The organism is Alkalihalobacterium elongatum, from assembly GCF_019024285.1.
GTDB classification, from domain to species: Bacteria; Bacillota; Bacilli; order Bacillales; family Bacillaceae_F; genus Alkalihalobacterium; species Alkalihalobacterium elongatum.
Genome location: NZ_WMKZ01000004.1, coordinates 1 through 18,310, shown reverse-complemented (window position 1 = coordinate 18,310; position 18,310 = coordinate 1). Strand labels below are relative to the sequence as shown.

19 protein-coding genes are annotated in these 18,310 nt (G+C 35.7%); 15 read left to right on the top strand and 4 right to left on the bottom strand.

What is annotated here, in order from left to right:
* Nucleotides 1-34 precede the first annotated feature (34 nt).
* From GKP30_RS07360 to GKP30_RS07295, 14 genes are all read left to right on the top strand, one after another.
* Nucleotides 35-1,027 (top strand): phosphate ABC transporter substrate-binding protein, encoded by a 993-nt coding sequence (locus GKP30_RS07360; RefSeq protein ID WP_216828783.1) that lies wholly within the window; start codon nt 35-37, stop codon nt 1,025-1,027.
* A 102-nt stretch (nt 1,028-1,129) separates the two neighbouring features.
* Complete coding sequence (gene pstC / locus GKP30_RS07355) at nt 1,130-2,131, top strand: phosphate ABC transporter permease subunit PstC (RefSeq protein ID WP_216828782.1); 1,002 nt, start codon at nt 1,130-1,132, stop codon at nt 2,129-2,131.
* Nucleotides 2,124-2,978, top strand: coding sequence for a phosphate ABC transporter permease PstA (gene pstA, locus GKP30_RS07350; RefSeq protein WP_216828781.1), 855 nt, complete (start codon nt 2,124-2,126; stop codon nt 2,976-2,978). The genes pstC (GKP30_RS07355) and pstA (GKP30_RS07350) overlap by 8 nt, the downstream gene beginning before the upstream one ends.
* 72 nt (nt 2,979-3,050) lie before the next feature.
* Complete coding sequence (gene pstB, locus GKP30_RS07345; protein ID WP_216828780.1) at nt 3,051-3,866, top strand: phosphate ABC transporter ATP-binding protein PstB; 816 nt, start codon at nt 3,051-3,053, stop codon at nt 3,864-3,866.
* A 168-nt stretch (nt 3,867-4,034) separates the two neighbouring features.
* Entirely contained in the window at nt 4,035-4,808 is a 774-nt protein-coding gene (locus GKP30_RS07340) for a response regulator transcription factor (RefSeq protein WP_216828779.1), read from the top strand.
* Nucleotides 4,809-5,146: 338 nt separating this feature from the next.
* Nucleotides 5,147-6,166 carry a PstS family phosphate ABC transporter substrate-binding protein gene (locus GKP30_RS07335; protein WP_216828778.1) on the top strand — a complete coding sequence of 340 codons (1,020 nt, stop codon included), beginning with the start codon at nt 5,147-5,149 and terminating at the stop codon, nt 6,164-6,166.
* Between the two features lie 139 nt (nt 6,167-6,305).
* Nucleotides 6,306-7,241: a phosphate ABC transporter permease subunit PstC gene (gene pstC / locus GKP30_RS07330; RefSeq protein ID WP_216828777.1), complete on the top strand. Its 936-nt coding sequence runs from the start codon at nt 6,306-6,308 to the stop codon at nt 7,239-7,241.
* Between the two features lies 1 nt (nt 7,242).
* Nucleotides 7,243-8,127 (top strand): phosphate ABC transporter permease PstA, encoded by an 885-nt coding sequence (gene pstA, locus GKP30_RS07325; RefSeq protein WP_216828776.1) that lies wholly within the window; start codon nt 7,243-7,245, stop codon nt 8,125-8,127.
* A 20-nt stretch (nt 8,128-8,147) separates the two neighbouring features.
* Nucleotides 8,148-8,987 carry a phosphate ABC transporter ATP-binding protein PstB gene (pstB, locus tag GKP30_RS07320; protein ID WP_216828775.1) on the top strand — a complete coding sequence of 280 codons (840 nt, stop codon included), beginning with the start codon at nt 8,148-8,150 and terminating at the stop codon, nt 8,985-8,987.
* A 21-nt stretch (nt 8,988-9,008) separates the two neighbouring features.
* A complete protein-coding gene (gene phoU / locus GKP30_RS07315) occupies nt 9,009-9,662 on the top strand; it encodes a phosphate signaling complex protein PhoU (RefSeq protein ID WP_236034955.1) in 654 nt (217 codons plus the stop codon).
* A gap of 392 nt (nt 9,663-10,054) precedes the next feature.
* Entirely contained in the window at nt 10,055-11,680 is a 1,626-nt protein-coding gene (locus GKP30_RS07310) for a Na/Pi cotransporter family protein (RefSeq protein ID WP_216828774.1), read from the top strand.
* A gap of 111 nt (nt 11,681-11,791) precedes the next feature.
* Nucleotides 11,792-12,496 (top strand): CBS domain-containing protein, encoded by a 705-nt coding sequence (locus GKP30_RS07305; protein ID WP_216828773.1) that lies wholly within the window; start codon nt 11,792-11,794, stop codon nt 12,494-12,496.
* A gap of 89 nt (nt 12,497-12,585) precedes the next feature.
* On the top strand, nt 12,586-12,948 hold the full coding sequence (locus GKP30_RS07300) for a YisL family protein (protein WP_216828772.1): 363 nt from the start codon (nt 12,586-12,588) through the stop codon (nt 12,946-12,948).
* Between the two features lie 504 nt (nt 12,949-13,452).
* On the top strand, nt 13,453-13,602 hold the full coding sequence (locus GKP30_RS07295) for a YrzI family small protein (protein WP_216828771.1): 150 nt from the start codon (nt 13,453-13,455) through the stop codon (nt 13,600-13,602).
* 77 nt (nt 13,603-13,679) lie between these two features.
* On the opposite strand, the gene phnE (GKP30_RS07290) is transcribed toward GKP30_RS07295, so the two are convergent.
* From phnE (GKP30_RS07290) to phnD, 4 genes are all read right to left on the bottom strand, one after another.
* The gene (gene phnE / locus GKP30_RS07290) at nt 13,680-14,480 is read right to left on the bottom strand and encodes a phosphonate ABC transporter, permease protein PhnE (RefSeq protein WP_216828770.1); all 801 of its coding nucleotides are present in this window, start codon (nt 14,478-14,480) and stop codon (nt 13,680-13,682) included.
* On the bottom strand, nt 14,480-15,271 hold the full coding sequence (gene phnE / locus GKP30_RS07285) for a phosphonate ABC transporter, permease protein PhnE (RefSeq protein ID WP_216828769.1): 792 nt from the start codon (nt 15,269-15,271) through the stop codon (nt 14,480-14,482). The genes phnE (GKP30_RS07290) and phnE (GKP30_RS07285) overlap by 1 nt, the downstream gene beginning before the upstream one ends.
* The gene (gene phnC / locus GKP30_RS07280; protein ID WP_216828768.1) at nt 15,264-16,040 is read right to left on the bottom strand and encodes a phosphonate ABC transporter ATP-binding protein; all 777 of its coding nucleotides are present in this window, start codon (nt 16,038-16,040) and stop codon (nt 15,264-15,266) included. The genes phnE (GKP30_RS07285) and phnC overlap by 8 nt, the downstream gene beginning before the upstream one ends.
* A 136-nt stretch (nt 16,041-16,176) precedes the next feature.
* Entirely contained in the window at nt 16,177-17,130 is a 954-nt protein-coding gene (gene phnD / locus GKP30_RS07275; protein WP_216828767.1) for a phosphate/phosphite/phosphonate ABC transporter substrate-binding protein, read from the bottom strand.
* 233 nt (nt 17,131-17,363) lie between these two features.
* On the opposite strand from phnD, the gene GKP30_RS07270 reads away from it, so the two are divergent.
* Nucleotides 17,364-18,194: an HAD family hydrolase gene (locus GKP30_RS07270; RefSeq protein ID WP_216828766.1), complete on the top strand. Its 831-nt coding sequence runs from the start codon at nt 17,364-17,366 to the stop codon at nt 18,192-18,194.
* The last annotated feature ends 116 nt before the right edge of the window (nt 18,195-18,310 follow it).

Below are 18,310 nucleotides of genomic sequence, written 5' to 3'. Positions count from 1 at the left end.
AAACAGTGTGATTAGGAGAAGGAGGAGCAATACGATGAAATTTAGAGGTAGAGTTTTATCAGTAGTTCTAGGGGCTTCAATTATGGCGTTAGCAGCATGTGGTAGTGGGAATACTTCAGAACCAACAACAAATGATGGTGGTACAACAGGAGGAGATAATTCAAACGAAACTCCAACAGAAGAGGTAGCAGAGTTACCATCGGGTACATTACAGATTCGTGGATCGGATACAATGGTTAACTTAGGACAAGCGCTAGCTGAATATTACATGGATAATGTGAACGAAGATGCAGGTCTTGCTGTAACTGGTGGAGGATCAGGTACTGGTATTACAGCATTAATTAACAATGACGTGGATATCGCTCAATCTTCACGTGCGATTAAAGAGGAAGAAATTCAATCTGCAGCGGAAAATGGTGTAGACGTTCATGAGTTTGTAGTAGGTCAAGATGGTGTTGCGGTAGCAGTACACCCTGAAAACCCAGTAACACAAATGACAATTGCTCAATTAAAAGACATCTTTACTGGAGTAGTTACAGATTGGTCAGAACTAGGTTGGGAAGACGGTGGAGAAATCTCTGTATATTCTCGTCAATCAAACTCTGGTACGTATGTATTTTTTAATGAAGTAGTAATGGATACAGAAGATTTCGCTGCAGGTGCAATGTTTATGCCTGGTACTTCAGCAATTAAAGAAGCAATCGAGCAAGAAGTAAATGCAATTGGTTACATTGGTGTAGGTTATGTGGATGATAAAGTTACAACGTTAGAAGTCGCATTAGATGAAAATTCTGAGTACTTTTCCCCTTTAGACAAAGCAAATGTAGCGAGTGGCGATTATCCAGTTGCTCGTCCATTATTCTTCTATACAAACGGTACCCCTGAAGGTTTAGTCTTACATTATTTAACTTGGGTCCTACAAGATGAGGATGCAAAAGGACAAGTAGAAGCAACGGGCTTCTTTGAAATCGGTGCATATCAAGAAGATAATAAGAAAGTATATTCTGATTTAGGTCTTGAGTGGTAATTAAATAAAAATCACATAGCTTAGGAATTGCCCAATTAGGGTAATTCCTATAGTTATGATTTGTACTAGAAACTTGTTTAGAAAAGGTTTGGAGGGGAAACCGTGGGATTGCAAGCTGAGAAAACATCTGACAGTAAAGAATTAAATCAACTCAAACTTGTAACGAAAGAAAAGTTAACTCAGAAATCGTTCAAGTCCAATATTATGGATTATTTAGTTGAAAAAGCCTTTTTCATATTTGGAATGATGGCTATATTTATTTTAGCTATGATACTATTTTTCCTTTTAAGAGAAGGTTCAGGAGCTATTCGAGAGGTAGGATTAATGGAGTTTTTAACAGGTACTAGATGGTATCCTTCATCACCACAGGGAGCAGGGTATGGTGCACTTCCATTTATTATTGGTTCATTTATGGTAACAGTAGGAGCGCTTGCTATTGCTATACCTTGGGGAATATTTACTGCGATATTTATAGCAGAAGTTGCTCCTAAAAGAGTACGTGAATTTTTAAAGCCCGTTATTGAAATACTAGCAATTTTCCCGTCTGTTGTATTAGGGTTTATTGCCTTAGTTATTTTATCACCAATCATTGCAAACGTATTTAATTTATCGAATGGATTAACGGCTTTAACTGCATCTGTTATTCTTTCGGTTATGGCTCTTCCTACGATTATTAGTATTGCTGAAGACTCATTAAGAAGTGTACCAAAAGATTACCGCGAAGCGGCATATGCTTTAGGTGCTTCTAAATGGGAGACAATCAAAATAATCATTGTTCCAGCTGCTAAGTCAGGAATAGTTGCAGGTTGCATGCTAGGTTTTGGTCGTGCCGTAGGGGAGACAATGACTGTCTTAATGGCTGCGGGTAACGCAATAGATATGCCTTTACGCGAATTCTTTGGGGTTGTAGTACCAGACTTTTTAACGTCAGTTCGTACACTTACGGCCAATATAGCTATTGAGGGGTCAGATGTAGCGTGGGGAAGTCTTCATTATAGTGCATTGTTTGTAACTGCATTAATTCTATTTACTATCACATTCGTAGTTAACCTTATTGCAGATATTTTAATTTCAAAGCAAAGGAGGAAACTACAAAATGACTAAACAGATGACAGAAAAATTATGGTTTACAGTTTGTGGTTTTTTCGCTGCGATGACAATTGGTGCACTCCTCCTTTTGCTCTATTGGATAGTGAGTAATGGAGCACATGTTTTAAGTTGGACATTTATTACAGACCGCCCTCGGAGTAATATGACTGAAGGTGGAATATGGCCAGCGATTGTAGGTACTTTTTATGTTGCTTCACTAACTATTATAATATCTGTTCCCGTAGGAGTAGGTGCTGCTATATATCTAAATGAATATGCTAAACAAGGACCTGTGGTTCGGATGATAAGAATGAGTATTCGAAATCTAGCAGGTGTACCATCGATTGTATATGGACTTTTTGGTTTAGCTATCTTTGCCTCGATGCTTAAGTTGGGAACGGGTCTAATTACTGCAGCTATTACCTTAGCGATTATGGTCTTACCATGGGTAATTACAGCTACAGAAGAAGCATTAAAAGCTGTACCTACATCTTTTCGTGAAGGTGGGCTAGCATTAGGGGCTACAAAATGGCAAACGATTCGCCAACTTGTTCTTCCTTCTGCGATTCCTGGTATGGCAACAGGTTCTATTCTTGGCCTAGCCAGAGCTGCTGGAGAAACAGCACCAATAATATTGACAGGTGCAGCATACTTTTTACCAGTATTACCCCAAAGTGTTACGGATCAATTTATGGCATTACCTTATCACCTATTTATTTTGGCAACCCAGCATGCACAAACGGCTGTTGTACGACCAATTGCATATGGTACAGCACTTGTATTAATTATCATGGTTGTTCTATTAAACTTATCAGCAATATTAGTGAGAAACTATTATCGTAAGAAAAATGAGTTGTTATAAACTAGGTAGGTTAAAATAACTTACTTACAAGATGGGATGTAAGAAGCATTTAAATAAAGGGAGGATAAACTAATGGCAATATTAGAAACTGTGGTGAAACAAAAAGAAAATCAGAATATAGAGACAAAAATTCAAGAAAATATCTTTAATGTAAAGGGATTAAACTTATGGTATGGAAACGACCAAGCATTAAAAAATATTGATATGCAAATACCGAAAAATGGTGTTACTGCAATTATTGGTCCATCAGGCTGTGGAAAATCTACTTTCTTAAAAACGCTAAATCGAATGATTGAATTAGTACCCATAATTAAAATCAGTGGGGAAGTAATCTATCATGATACGAATATCTTTGATCCTTCGGTTAATTTAGTAGAGTTAAGAAGCGCTATTGGTATGGTATTCCAGAAGCCAAACCCGTTTCCGAAATCTATTTTCGATAATGTAGCATTTGGACCACGTGTTCATGGATTAAAAGATAAAAAGAAATTGGCAGAGCTTGTTGAAAAGAGTTTACGAGGAGCGGCACTTTGGGATGAAGTGAAGGATAGATTAAATGAGTCTGCTCTCGGATTATCAGGAGGACAACAGCAACGTCTTTGTATTGCGCGCTGCTTAGCTGTACAACCTGAAGTGATCCTAATGGATGAACCTACTTCAGCACTTGATCCACGTTCTACTGCAAATATTGAAGAATTGATTCAATCCCTAAAAGAAGAGTACTCCATTATTATCGTTACTCATAATATGCAACAAGCAGCCCGTATTTCAGATAAGACTGCATTTTTCTTAAATGGTGATTTAGTAGAATTTGATGAAACTAATACAATTTTTACAAACCCACAACATGAAAGTACAGAAAATTATATAACTGGTCGTTTTGGTTAAGTATTGGTTTATTACCTCTGCCAGCTAATATGCTGGTAGAGGACAATGTAAACGTTTTTATTTTAACAAAACCTTTACAATCTTACGTTATACTATTTTTAAGACCATTATCATAAAAACACTTTGAACAAATTTATCTCTTTTTTAGGGTTTTGGGAGGGAAGAAAAATGGTGAATGGGAATAACATCCTCTTAATTTCTACTGATAAATCTCTCATCAAGACATTGCGTTATCGACTTGAGGAAGTAGGATTTGTTTTAGTTACAGCATCAAGTAATAAAGAAGCTATTGAATTAATTGCTGTAAAAAAACCGTTGACAATTATTTCGGAGATGCATGCCCCAGAAATTGATGGAATTGAACTCTGTCGTCAAATGCGCTATGAGGAAAAAAATTGGACGCCAATTATTTTATTATCAGAGCATTTCCATGAATTAGATGCCGTACTGGGATTAGAACTCGGTGCAGATGCTTATTATGCTAAACCAGTTCATTCAAAAAAACTTGTGGCAAAAATAAAAGCAATATTGCGACGCGCGCAAGTAGGATTAGGTGAAAATAAGAAAGTTACTGAAATGGTCTCCCATCAGAAAAAAAGTCGCAAACTTACAATTGGCGATATTGATATCTTTCCAGAAAGTTATACAGTCTATTATAAAAAGGAGCAGATCGAGTTAACGCAAAAAGAGTTTGAAATTCTAATGTTCCTGTATGAATATCGAGGAAAGGCAGTTTCAAGGAAGAAGCTTTTAACTGCCATTCGTGGATATGAAGAGCAAGGTGATCACCGAATTATTGATGTTTTTATTAATCGTATCCGCAGTAAAATTGAACCATCAACCAGTGAAAAAAAATACATTAAGACCATAAGAAATGTAGGGTACATGCTTCAAGAGACGAGTTCAAAAGTCTTAAGTTTCAGTTGGGTTGTAATCATATAAGGTTTAAAACATGCTGCTGGCTAAAATGTCAGCAGTATTTTTTTAGGAAATTACTAGAAAAAATATAGAAGTATATTCTCAAAAAATGTTGAAATATAAGGCTTTTAGGTTATTTGTGTCTATTTATTAATACTTATAAATGATCATATTTACAAAAGGTTTACACTTTATTCATATCAGGTTAATAGAACGGGAGTATTCTTAGAAACGTAGTAAGGAACACAAGCGCGCTAGGGAGGCATGGTAGAGAGGTTTAAAAGATTTAACTATGAATTAACCATTCTATCTATTATTAACAACAAATCAAACAACAATTAAACTCTTAGGGGGAAATATTAATGAAATTTTTCAAACGTTCAGCTTTAACTTTAGGAATGGCTTCAATGATGCTTTTTGCAACTGCTTGTGGATCTAGCAGTACTGAAACTGATACTGGAGGTTCATCAGCTAATGATAGTAACAATAACGATGCGGAGCCGAAACAAGAACAAGTAGAAGAATTATCTGGTTCAGTAACTATTGATGGATCTGGTACTGTTTATCCATTAATGGCTCGTTTAGCAGAAGAATTTATGTTAAATGAACAAGAAAATGTAAGTGTTGAAGTTAGCCGTGCTGGTACAAGTGCTGGTATGAAGAAATACGTAGTAGGTGAAACTGACCTTGCTAACGCATCTCGTGGAATTAAAGATGAAGAGCTTGAAGAATTAGAAGCTAACAATATTGAATCAAAAGAATTTAAAGTAGCATTAGATGGATTAACAATGGTAATTCACCCAGAAAATGACTGGGCTACAGAAATGACTGAAGAAGAAATTAAGAACATGTTTGTAACAGGTAACATTAAAGAAGATGACGTTGTAATGTGGTCAGATATTCGTTCTGATTGGCCTGAAGAGCAAATTAACTTCTACGGACCAAACGAGAACCACGGAACAAATGAGTTTTTCGTTAAGGAAATTATTGAAGAACAAGATCTAGTTGCAACTATTAACCTTCAACAAGAATATTCAACTTTAGTAAGTTTAGTTTCTGAAGATAAAAACGCAATTGCTTTCTTTGGCTATGGTTACTATGCAAACAACACTGACAAAATTAAAGCTATTGCAGTTGACTTTGGTAATGGACCAGTTGCACCTTCTTTAGACACTATTAAAGAAGATGGTGAGTATGGACCATTCACTCGTCCTGTATTTACAAACTTAAGCATTAATGCAGCTAAAGAAAAACCTCAAGTAAAGGCTTTTGCTGAATATATCTTTACTGCTGCTAACGACTTCGCTGGTGAAACTGGTTTTGCTCCACTTCCAGACGAAGAGTTAAAAGCTAACCTTGAATTTGTACAATCTATTAAATAAGTAACTTAATAACGTTTATTTAAAGATGAGGAGTGAAACACCTCCTCATCTTATATCATTTAAAGATAAATAGGGGTGGAATTTCCAGGGGAGCTGGAAATCTAGAAACAAGGAATCGTTCGAAAGGGGACAGTTTTAAATGGCTAAAGCTGTTAGTGTTAGAGAGTTAATACAGAAGAATAATAAAACGATGAGTGTTAGTAAAGTAAGTGGAAAAGTAATCCCTGTTCTTTTATTTGGTGCAGCACTTATATCGATTTTAACAACTGTAGGTATCGTCTTTACATTAATTTATGAGACTACTTTATTTTTCAAAGCAGTTTCATTTATCGATTTTTTTACTAGTAAAGAATTAAGACCATTAAGTCCAGTTGAGCCAAAATTTAGTATTCTACCACTATTGGTCGGTACACTAATGAGTTCACTAATTGCCATGCTTGTAGCTATTCCAATTGGATTAACTACAGCGATTTTCTTAAGTGAGTATGCTTCTGAAAGCACAAGAAGAGTGTTAAAACCACTTATTGAAGTTTTAGCAGGAATACCAACAATTGTATATGGTTTCTTTGCGTTTACATTCGTAACTCCACTTTTAAGAGAGTTCATCCCTGCATTACAGGCAACAAATGTATTGAGCCCTGGTATTGTTATGGGAATTATGATTATTCCAATGGTAGCTTCTTTATCGGAGGATGCTATGAACTCAGTCCCAAATGCTATGAGAGAAGGGGCATTAGCAATGGGATCAACAAAGTTAGAAGTGACATTTCGTGTTGTTATCCCTGCTGCAATTTCGGGGATCGTAGCCTCGTTCGTACTTGGAATTTCACGTGCGATTGGAGAGACTATGATCGTGACTATTGCAAGCGGTAGTTCAAAAAATTTAACATTTGATATCACACAATCAATGCAGACCATGACAGCTTATATTGTAGAGGTTACAAGTGGAGATGCTGCAGCTGGAACAACAGCCTATTATAGCTTATATGCTGTAGCAATGACTCTTTTTGTATTCACGTTATTGATGAACTTGCTTGCAAGATACATCTCTCGCAAATATAGGGAGGTTTATTAAAATGAAGTATATAGATACTGAAATCGTTCAAAAAAAGATGAAATCTCGATTGTTCTTAAATAAACTTCTTAAGTATTTATTCTTATTATCAACATTATTTGGCCTAGTTGTTCTAGCTATTTTATTATATCGAGTATTTGTAGAAAGTATAGGTTGGTTAAACTTTGAGTTTCTAACTAATAAACTTTCTACAAGTGCAGAACGTGCGGGAATTAAAGGTGCAATTGTAGGTACACTGTGGCTCATGTTGATTGTTGGACCTGTAACAATGATTTTAGGTGTGGGGACAGCTATTTATTTAGAAGAATACGCCAAAAAAGGAAAACTTTCTTCATTTATTCAGACCAACATTACTAATTTAGCAGGCGTTCCATCAATTGTATTTGGATTATTAGGTCTAACTGTATTTGTTCGAATTTTTGGGTTTGGACCTAGCATTATTGCTGGGGGATTAACGATGGCTTTACTCGTACTACCAATTGTTGTCGTTGCTAGTCAAGAGGCGATTCGTTCTGTTCCATCGTTTTTAAGAGAAGCATCATATGGGATGGGTGCTACGAAGTGGCAAACGATAAAGAATATTGTCTTACCGTCTTCGCTGCCAGGTATTTTAACTGGAACGATTTTAGCCTTATCAAGAGCAATTGGAGAAACAGCTCCATTAGTTGTTATTGGAATACCTGCATTACTTATTCCAATACCAGGTAGTATCTTTGACACTTTTACAGCATTGCCGATGCAAATCTATTACTGGACTATTGATTCAGTATTAGTTGATGAGTATGCAAATTTAGCTGCTGCTACCATTCTTGTTTTGTTAATCGTTTTGTTTGTTATGAACTCAATTGCAATTATTATTCGAAACAAATTTCAGAATAGATACTGATTAATTTGGGGGTATGTAAAATGTCATCTATTACAATTTCAGTAGATTACAATAAGGTTAATGAACAGGGAGAGAAAGAGGTTTCTCCTAAAGTACAAGATAATAAGAAGATTGTTTATCATACCAAAGATTTAAACCTTTGGTACGGTAAAGATCATGCACTGAAGAATATTAATCTTCCAATTTATGAAAATGAAGTAACGGCTATTATTGGGCCTTCTGGTTGTGGGAAGTCAACATATATTAAGACATTAAACCGAATGGTAGAATTAGTTCCATCAGTTAAGATTTCAGGTGAGATATTATATAGAGAACGTAACATTCTCGATAAATCATTTGGTGTAGAGGAATTAAGAACACGCGTTGGAATGGTTTTTCAGAAACCGAATCCATTTCCGAAATCTATTTTTGAAAATGTAGCCTATGGTCCTAAAATACATGGTATTCGTGATAAGAAAATCTTAAAAGAGATTGTTGAAAAAAGCTTGCGTGGAGCAGCGATTTGGGATGAAGTTAAGGATCGTCTTCATGAAAATGCTTATGGTTTATCAGGTGGTCAACAACAAAGAATTTGTATTGCAAGATGTTTAGCGATAGAGCCTGATGTGATCTTAATGGATGAGCCGACGTCAGCATTAGATCCAATTTCTACCTTAAAAGTTGAGGAGTTAGTACAACAACTGAAAAAAGACTATAGCATTGCAATTGTTACTCATAACATGCAACAAGCTGCTCGTATTTCAGATAGAACAGCTTTCTTTTTAACAGGTGAATTGGTGGAATATGATCAGACTGGTAAGATTTTCTCGAATCCTACTGATAAGCGGACGGAGGACTATATAACTGGTCGCTTCGGATAAAGAAAGTGATGTGAGTTTTTTATGATGATACGAGGTAGCTTCGAAACTGAACTTAAAGAAATTAAGTCAAAGATTTTAGAGATGGGCCAGGTCGTAGAAATGGCATTACAGCATGCTCTAGATGGGTTTAAAGCTAATGATCACCAAGTACTAGATGATGTTATCCGTAATGATCAGAATGTCAATCAATTCGAACTTCAAATAAACGAAAGTGTGACATTACTAATAGCGAAACAACAACCCGTAGCATCTGACCTACGTAAACTGATCGTGGCTCTTAAAATTTCTAGTGATCTAGAGAGAATTGGAGACCTTGCTGTTGATATAGCTAAAATAGGTAAGCGGGTCCCTCCGTCTGAACTTGATCATTTTCGAAACAATTTGATCACTTTATCAGAAAGAGCTACAGAAATGCTCTCGAGTGCCATAGCAGCTTATTATCATAGTGACATATTAAATGCGCAAAGAATTGCTATTCTAGACGATACGGTAGATCGAATGTATGCTGACTTTATACAAAGTTTGTTTAAAGTCCAGGAAAGCACTAATCATGTAGAAACTGCGATTAACTTGGCATTCATAGGTCGTTACATTGAACGTATCGCCGATTATGCAACAAATTTAGCTGAATGTATCGTTTATGAAGTGAATGGACAATACTTTGACTTAAATTAATTGGTTTTACTAAATTTATTTATAATTATATTATAAATAAGACTTACACTTTTATTTGTTTTACTAGTATAAAGACACTGCTATCTTATATGGTGGTGTCTTTTTATTTTTTGGCTGTTATAAAAAAACATTTTAGTTTTTGTACTTGGAAAAAACAAGATCAAAAAATATTATTAATACATCCACCTTCGTCTGGCAACAATAGTAAAGTCCTCATAAATAAAGCATCTGCAAGTAAATTCTTTAAAAAATACAAAAACTAAATAAAATTTACAAAAACTTAACATAAATTTATATTTACAATCTCTTAACAATTCCTTAGTATTGATGAGGGGATCTTTTGTAGAGATTTGTCGAAGGGGATACAATTACTTTGAAGGGATGATTTTCAGTTGGATTTACAAACAATACTCTTTGTGTTTTTTGGAGGTTTAGGTATCTTTTTATTCGGGATAAAATCGATGGGTGATGGTCTTCAGAAAATTGCTGGAGATGGATTAAGAGATATTCTAGACCGTTTCACGACTAATCCACTTATGGGTGTCCTTGCTGGGATTTTTGTAACGATATTATTACAAACCAGTTCAGGAACGACGGTCTTAACCATCGGATTAGTAAATGCTGGGTTTATGACATTACAACAAGCCATTGGAGTCATTTTAGGCGCAAATATTGGTACAACAGTAACAGCGTTTATTATCGGTATTAAGATTACTGATTATGCTTTACCAATTATAGCTTTAGGGGCCTTTTTCATTTTCTTCTTTAAAAATCGTAAAGTAAATAATTATGGTCAAGTTATTTTTGGTTTTGGTGCATTATTCTATGGATTAAAACTAATGGGGGATGGACTAAAGCCAATTCGTGAAGTACAAGCATTTGCAGATTTAACTGTAAGTATGAGTGAAAACCCGCTTTTAGGAGTTCTAATTGGTACTATTTTTACAGTTGCTGTTCAAAGTTCATCGGCTTCGATTGGTTTATTACAAACCCTTTATGCTCAAGGAGCAATGGATTTAAACGCAGCACTACCAGTATTGTTTGGTGATAATATCGGAACAACAATAACGGCTGTGTTAGCGGCAATCGGTGCGTCTGTTGCGGCTAAACGTGCTGCTGCTACCCATGTTATCTTTAACCTTATCGGGACAATTCTTGTTTTACTATTATTAGTGCCTTTTACTTATTTAGTAGAAACAATTCAAAGAGCATGGCAGCTTAACCCTGAAATGACAATTGCCTTTGCACACGGTATCTTTAACGTATCGAATACCCTTATTCAATTACCGTTTATCGCAGTACTGGCATGGATCGTTATTAAGCTCATCCCTGGAAAAGACTCTGCTATTGAATATAAAGCGGTTCATTTAGACGAAGCATTTATTAGACAGTCACCAGCGATTGCTTTAGGTCAAGGACAAAAAGAGGTACTAAGAATGGCTGAGTTAGCCGAAAAAGGACTTGTAGAGACGAGCCTTTACTTAAAAACACACCAGAAGAAACACGGTGAATTAGTACCACAGTTTGAAGATGCTATAAATAATCTAGACCGAAAAATTACAGATTATCTAATTAAGCTTTCTTCTCATTCTTTATCAGCTCATGACTCTAAGCTCCATCAAACGTTAATGAGTACCATTCGGGACTTTGAACGAATCGGTGACCATATGGAAAACATAATGGAATTGGTTGACTACCAAATTACAAATAAAGTTAAATTTTCTGATACAGCAATACAAGATTTAGACGAAATGTTCGAATTAACGATTTCAACACTTAGACAATCTGTGAAAGCATTAGAAACAAATGATATTGAAGAAGCTAGAGCAGTATTAGAAAAAGAAGAAAGAATCGATAAGATGGAACGTGAACTTCGTAAAAAACATATTATTCGTTTAAATGAAGGTCGCTGTACGGGACAAGCTGGTATCGTTTATGTGGATATCGTAAGTAACCTAGAACGTATTGGAGACCATGCGGTAAATATTGCAGACGATGTTATCGGTGAAGATGATTAATAAATAATTAAGGCTGACATATTTTTGTCAGTCTTTTATTTTTCGACAGGAATTTACAGTACTTCATCGAATACTATACTATCAGCATAGATATAGATAGGAGATGTAACTATGGGGGAAAACGCTGACCGATTTTTGGCAGCTTTCAATTCAATTGAAAAAGCACTAAAAGATCAATTAAATATGCACCGACACTTTTCTTTTTCGCGGATGATTGATGGAGCAAAGAAGAAGCATCCACTTGTTGCTAAATATGAAATAGATTTAAAGAAGTTTGCCGAATTAAGGAATGTGATTGTCCATGAACAAACGTCACCTGACTTTGTTATTGCAGAACCACATATTGAGATAGTACGAACGATAGAAAAAATTCATAGAGAATTAATTAGTCCAGAAATGGTTATTCCAAAGTATAAGCGACTCGTAAAAACCTTTGATATTGATGATCCGTTAGAGATTGTTTTAGCAACAATTGAACGACATGCCTACACTCAATTTCCGATATACGAGAATGGGGAATTTAAGTGTCTTTTAACGAATTACGGCATAACCGCATGGTTGGCACATCATCGTAATCAATTCGCTTTTAAGATTAATGAGGTTAGGCTATCTGATGTAATTATCTATGAAAAACATATGAATAATGTGAAGTTTGTTTGTGCTAGTAAATCAATATATGATGTGAAAGAGTTATTTTTACATCATATGGATAAAAAAGTGACACGGCTTGAGGCAGTTCTGATTACAGAAAATGGAAACCCTAATGAGCCATTATTAGGTATCGTTACACCATTTGATGCGATTAGAATTCCTTGATAAATAAACAATTGTTTTTGGTTTATTGGCGCCATTATATTATAATGAGTAGGGAATAAAAATTTTAATATAAGTTTTAGGAGGACAACATGTACACAGGATTATTACATACCCACTCAAGTTCGTGGGCAATTACCGTCTTATTATTTTTCATTGCTTATTTCTTACTTAAAGCGAATAAAGAAAAAGGCGCAAAAATTGTTCATATGGTCTTACGTCTTTTCTATGTCATTATGGTTGTATCAGGAATCGGGCTACTTGTTCAATGGAATTTTGCATTTACATTTGTATTAAAAGGTATTCTGGCGATATCATTAATTTACTTCATGGAAATGATATTAGTTCGTACGAAAAAAGGCACGCTAGCTGGTAAGGGCCCATACTACTGGATTATGTTTGTGGCTACGTTATTATTAGTCGTATTAATTGGCTTTAAAGTCATTACGTTCTAATATTTGATCAAAACATTCGCAACAAATAAAAGCAGACTCATGTGAGTCTGTTTTTTGTTTGATTAACAAGACTTTGAGATAAGTAATTGTAACGAGAGGGTTGGACAAACTGTTTTGAATCTTTACAACTATTTTACAAATTAATTGTTTACAAAAGACTTTTAATTGGTTATAATTTCCTCTGTAAGATAATTTAACTATTAGAGAAAGGGGCTGAACAAAATGATGAGAGTATCAGAAATGAAAAAAACACAAGTGAATACTTTTATCAATTGTTGGGTTCCTGCTTATAAAGTGTTTTCTTTTTAAGGTATAATTCTTTTATTATGCTATAGAAAGCCACAGGTCAGAGGCCGACCTGTGGCTTTTTATATATATTTTGACTTATAAAATACGAAAAAGGAGGTAATAACAATGATGATTGTACAATGTGCTGTAATTAACTGGTATGAAAAGGTGAAAGGCCTCACCTAATCATGTTTTATTGAAAAGGAGGCAACATTTATGACGATTCAGTTTTTATTTTTCACGATTACGATTACAAAGCGTAAACCTGTGGTAGCTGATGTTGAAAAACATCGCCAACGCGAAAAAAGTGAAAAACAAATGCAAGATACAATTGACCGTTATCGACATATGCGTCAGTATCTCTAATATAAAGTAAAAGAGCGTTCAAAATGAACGCTCTTTTACTATGTGTGCACTACAAAACGGTGCAATCGATTTTCTTATTAAACTATACGCTTTCGAATTTGTGCACTGATTGTATCAATAAGCGTAACAACCACGATAATTACAAGTAAAATCATTCCAACTTCATCCCACTTGCGGTTGGCAATCGAAATGGTGATAAGTGTACCGATACCCCCGGCACCGATAATCCCTAAAATCGTAGAAGCACGGACATCAATTTCGAATCGATAAATTGCATACGATAAAAATTCAGGAATAATCTGTGGTAATACTCCGTAGAAAAGAACTTGGATCCTATTAGCTCCGTTTGCTTGAAGAGCCTCTACGACGTGCATATCAATCGATTCAATAACTTCTGAATAAAGTTTTCCAAGCATTCCAATCGAACCAATTGCAATGGCTAAAACTCCGGCAAATGGTCTTGGTCCAACAGCAGCAACGAACATTAAAGCTAGTACTAACTCTGGGAACGCACGGATACCGTTTAAAGCCCCTTTAGAAAGGCTATTTAATACTTTGTTCTTGACCATATTACTAGCCGCAAAAAATCCAAATGGTATCGCTAAAATAGCTGCTAGGAGTGTACCTGTGTAAGCCATTTGTAATGTTTGCCACATCAATCCCATGACTTTTGAAAAAGCACTCCAATCTGGTGAGAATAGTTGAGGGATGACTCGTCCAATATTGTTAATGGTTTGTTCACTAAAAACTCGTCCCCAACGAATATCAATGGAAACAAAAGTCCATGTATAAAGTGCAATGATGGCAATGGCAATAAGAATGTTACGAATAATCTTTTTAACCGAACGTTTTTTCTTCGGTGGCATAATTAATTCCATTAGACAATTCTCTCCCTTATCTTATTACTAATGTAGTCAATGATGATTACAGCAATGAAAATGATGATGATAATCGTCATAACTCGCGGGTAATTAAAGAAACTTATTTGTTGTTGAAGCAATAAACCGATACCTCCAGCACCGACAAATCCTAAAACGGTAGAAGCACGGACATTGACTTCAAAAACATACAAGCTAAAGGAGACAAATTGCGGTAATACTTGCGGCAGTACGGCATACCAGATCACTTGAATGGTATTTCCTCCAGAGGCACGTATTGCATCAAGCGGATTCATATCAATGGCTTCAATTGTCTCGTACATTAATTTTGCTAATAAACCAAGAGAAAAGATAAATAAAGCAATAATCCCTGGGAATACACCTACACCGAAAATACCAACGAAAATAATCGCTAATAAAATATCTGGGATCGTACGAAGTACATTCATGATAAAACGTACAGGCTGATGAATCCAAGGGCTCGGGAAAAGGTTAGCAGCAGATAATAAGAAAATAGGGATACTCACTATGGCTGCTAATGTTGTTGCAATAATTGCCATATGAATGGTTTCGGCCAACTTGTCCCAAACTTGTGGTGCATAAGACCAATTTGGAGGAAACAAGTCAGTTAAGATACGCTGAAAGCCGCCCCAACCATTAATGAGGTCCATAGGAGTTGACCGTGTTGCCCAAGAGGTATATATGTATACACCAACAATAGCGACGAGAATAGCCGTCATTCGAACCTTCGCTCTTGAGGAAACAACACTCTTAATTTGAGGGTTACTCATCGTCTTGACCCCCTACAAGGTCATCCTCTCGAATTTTTCGACCGTAAATCTCTTCAAATGTTTGTTCAGATACTTCACTAGCAGGCCCATCAAATACAACTTCTCCTGCACGCATCCCAATAATACGATCAGCATATTCCATCGCCATATCGATAAAGTGTAAATTAACAATAGTTGTAATATTGTCTTCTTTGTTTACTTTACGTAAATAAGTCATTACCTGGTGTGAAGTAGGTGGATCAAGGCTCGCAACCGGCTCATCTGCAAGAATAATCTTCGGTTGTTGCGTTAGTACACGAGCAATAGCAACACGTTGTTGTTGACCACCACTTAATTGATCTGCACGTGCATATACTTTTTCAGCAATGTTAACACGTTCTAGGCTACGATAGGCTAGAGAAACAGCTTCTTTAGGGAAGATATTTAGTAAACTGGCAATCGTACCCGTATGTCCTAAACGCCCAGAAATAACGTTTTTCATAACGGTAGATCGTTTTACAAGATTATAGTTTTGGAAGATCATTCCTACTTCAGTTCTAAGCTTTCTTAGTTTACGCTGGTTATATTTAAGAATATCATCGTTATCAATAAGAAGTTCGCCTTCTGTTGGAGTAACAAGTCGGTTCATGCTACGAATTAACGTTGATTTTCCTGCACCAGACAATCCAACAATAACAACAAACTCACCTTGATTTATTTTAAGATTTACTTTTTTTAATCCTTGCGTACCATTAGGGTAAACAAGTGATACGTCTTTAAACTCAATCATTTCTTTCCCTCATTTCGTTGGCTTTGTAGAAGGGATTTGCCCCCTCTTCTTATGTTCTATCGATATAGGACATAAGAGGAGGGGAGAAGTTGTCTTCTCCCCTAATACATTTTTAATAGTTTGATAACTTGTTTGATTATTTCAACATGTCTGGGAAAACTTCAGCTGTTTCACGAACTACATCGTAATCACTATCAGAAGCTGTATCAATACCAGTCCAGTTATAAACTTCATCCATAATCGTTAGCATTTCTTCGTCATCATTAAACGCCATGAATGCTGCAACGATAGCGTCTCTTAACTCTTGAGGAAGATTAGTGTTTAAAGAGATTGTATCGTTTGGAATTTCAGCTGTGTAATCAAGTACACGAAGGTCTGTCATAGCTTCAGGGTAGTCTCCTTCGATGGCTGTACGAGCATCATCGAAAGTAGTTGCAACATCAGCATTTCCTTCAAGTACTTGAATTAGAGCGTTATCATGACCACCAGCTTGGATCATATCAGAGAAGAAACCAGCGATATTTTCTGGATCAGCACCGTATTCGTTAACTAATTGTGCAGCAGGGAATAAGTAACCACTTGTAGAAGCAAGATCTGGGAACGACCAAACTTTTCCTTCTAAATCTTCAATAGACTTAATGTCTGAATCTGTACGAACTGTGTATTGGGCTTTATATGTTGAGCTACCGTGACGAATTGACTTTAATACAGCTTCAATATTGTCATAACGATCAGTTGCTAACACGTAACCGAAAGCTGGAATAAAGCCAATATGTACTTGATCATTACCCATTGCTTCAACTAATGCTGTGTAGTTTGTCATAACTTCACCACGAACAGTTACACCTAATTCATCAGAAAGACGGTCTGCAAGAGGAGCAACAGTGTCCGCGATATTCGCTGAGTCTTGAGAAGGAACAAATCCCATTACTAGCTCAGTAGGGTAATCGCCACCTGCTACTTCTTCAGTATTTTCTGGTGCATCGCCACCAGTTGTTTCCTCTGGAGCTGGAGTTTCATCAGCTGTCCCACAGCCAACTAGTGCAACACTCATTGCAACTGCTAACACGAAAGAATAAATTTTCTTCATTGTTTTTTTCACCTCTATGGATATTTTGTAGTACTTTGTCATTATGCAATATTATTTCAAAAAAATCTATAGGTAGTCCGAACATCTTTAAACTTTCTTAAAATAATTATTCGTATCTTAATGAAATTTACCTTAGATTTACAATAGATTTGTTTACTTTAACAGTGAAACCTGTATATTAGGTAATATGTTAATTTGTTATATATTAATATAATTATTTTGAGGTGGTATTAATGAAAAATGTCCTATCTAATAGTGGCCTAGTTATATTTGACTTGGATGGAACACTGTACGAAGGAAGCGAGCATTTTGATTATTATGCCAAGCATTTAATGAAAAAGCTTTCTCCAGTGATGTATAGTTCATTTTATGAGGAGTATGAAATGATGAAAGCAGGTAACCACGTCGTTCAAATTGGCAAAGCATATGATGTCAATCGTGACTGTCTACTTACCATTGATCCTATTAAATTGACTGTTATAAAAGTAGAAGAGTGGACTGGTACAGTTTGGAGTGAGGAACAAACAAATAAAACATTTCCAAATGAGGTGATTTTTGATTTTGAAAATATAGTCGCGTTGGGAGATGGCTGGTGGCTTCCTTTTACATTAGCTAAGCATTATGGAATTGAAGATTGCTATAGTAGTTATTTAGCAACGAAAGAGTTTATGGTGACAGAGGATTTTGAGCTGAAAGCCATTCCAGGTTTAAGAGAATGGATACTGCAATTACAAGCAGAAGGAAAAGTAACGGTACTAGTAACAAACAGTGATAAGGAAGACGTTTTAAGGTTACTAAAAGAATTAGATCTTAACGATGTCTTTTCACATATTGTATCTTCGGCTAGGAAGCCATCTTATACTTTAGAGATCTTTAAACATTTAATCTATCAATATGACGTAAAAGAAGAAATGACTGTATCAATTGGTGATAACTTTATTAATGAGATAGCTCCTGCATTGTTATTAGGGATGAAAGGAATTTATATCCATCCTCACGGAACAACTGACGAAACGGAAGCTAGCAATCTTAAAGTCGTTAGAAGAATTACAGAGTGTTTTTAAACGTTCATATGAAGAAAAGAGACTAAACTTCTAAACTGCTACCTGTAGTTAGGACACTTGAAAAAGAGTGTTTTATCTACAGGTATTTTTTTATATACTTGAATTCATATATGGAA

Coding starts and splice junctions, on each gene's coding strand:
- GKP30_RS07360 (WP_216828783.1), top strand. CDS start 35: ATGAAATTTAGAGGTAGAGTTTTATCAGTAGTTCTAGGGGCTTCAATT.
- pstA (WP_216828781.1), top strand. CDS start 2,124: ATGACTAAACAGATGACAGAAAAATTATGGTTTACAGTTTGTGGTTTT.
- pstB (WP_216828780.1), top strand. CDS start 3,051: ATGGCAATATTAGAAACTGTGGTGAAACAAAAAGAAAATCAGAATATA.
- GKP30_RS07340 (WP_216828779.1), top strand. CDS start 4,035: ATGGTGAATGGGAATAACATCCTCTTAATTTCTACTGATAAATCTCTC.
- GKP30_RS07335 (WP_216828778.1), top strand. CDS start 5,147: ATGAAATTTTTCAAACGTTCAGCTTTAACTTTAGGAATGGCTTCAATG.
- pstC (WP_216828777.1), top strand. CDS start 6,306: ATGGCTAAAGCTGTTAGTGTTAGAGAGTTAATACAGAAGAATAATAAA.
- pstA (WP_216828776.1), top strand. CDS start 7,243: ATGAAGTATATAGATACTGAAATCGTTCAAAAAAAGATGAAATCTCGA.
- pstB (WP_216828775.1), top strand. CDS start 8,148: ATGTCATCTATTACAATTTCAGTAGATTACAATAAGGTTAATGAACAG.
- phoU (WP_236034955.1), top strand. CDS start 9,009: ATGATGATACGAGGTAGCTTCGAAACTGAACTTAAAGAAATTAAGTCA.
- GKP30_RS07305 (WP_216828773.1), top strand. CDS start 11,792: ATGGGGGAAAACGCTGACCGATTTTTGGCAGCTTTCAATTCAATTGAA.
- GKP30_RS07300 (WP_216828772.1), top strand. CDS start 12,586: ATGTACACAGGATTATTACATACCCACTCAAGTTCGTGGGCAATTACC.
- GKP30_RS07295 (WP_216828771.1), top strand. CDS start 13,453: ATGACGATTCAGTTTTTATTTTTCACGATTACGATTACAAAGCGTAAA.
- phnE (WP_216828770.1), bottom strand. CDS start 14,480: ATGGAATTAATTATGCCACCGAAGAAAAAACGTTCGGTTAAAAAGATT.
- phnE (WP_216828769.1), bottom strand. CDS start 15,271: ATGAGTAACCCTCAAATTAAGAGTGTTGTTTCCTCAAGAGCGAAGGTT.
- phnC (WP_216828768.1), bottom strand. CDS start 16,040: ATGATTGAGTTTAAAGACGTATCACTTGTTTACCCTAATGGTACGCAA.
- phnD (WP_216828767.1), bottom strand. CDS start 17,130: ATGAAGAAAATTTATTCTTTCGTGTTAGCAGTTGCAATGAGTGTTGCA.
- GKP30_RS07270 (WP_216828766.1), top strand. CDS start 17,364: ATGAAAAATGTCCTATCTAATAGTGGCCTAGTTATATTTGACTTGGAT.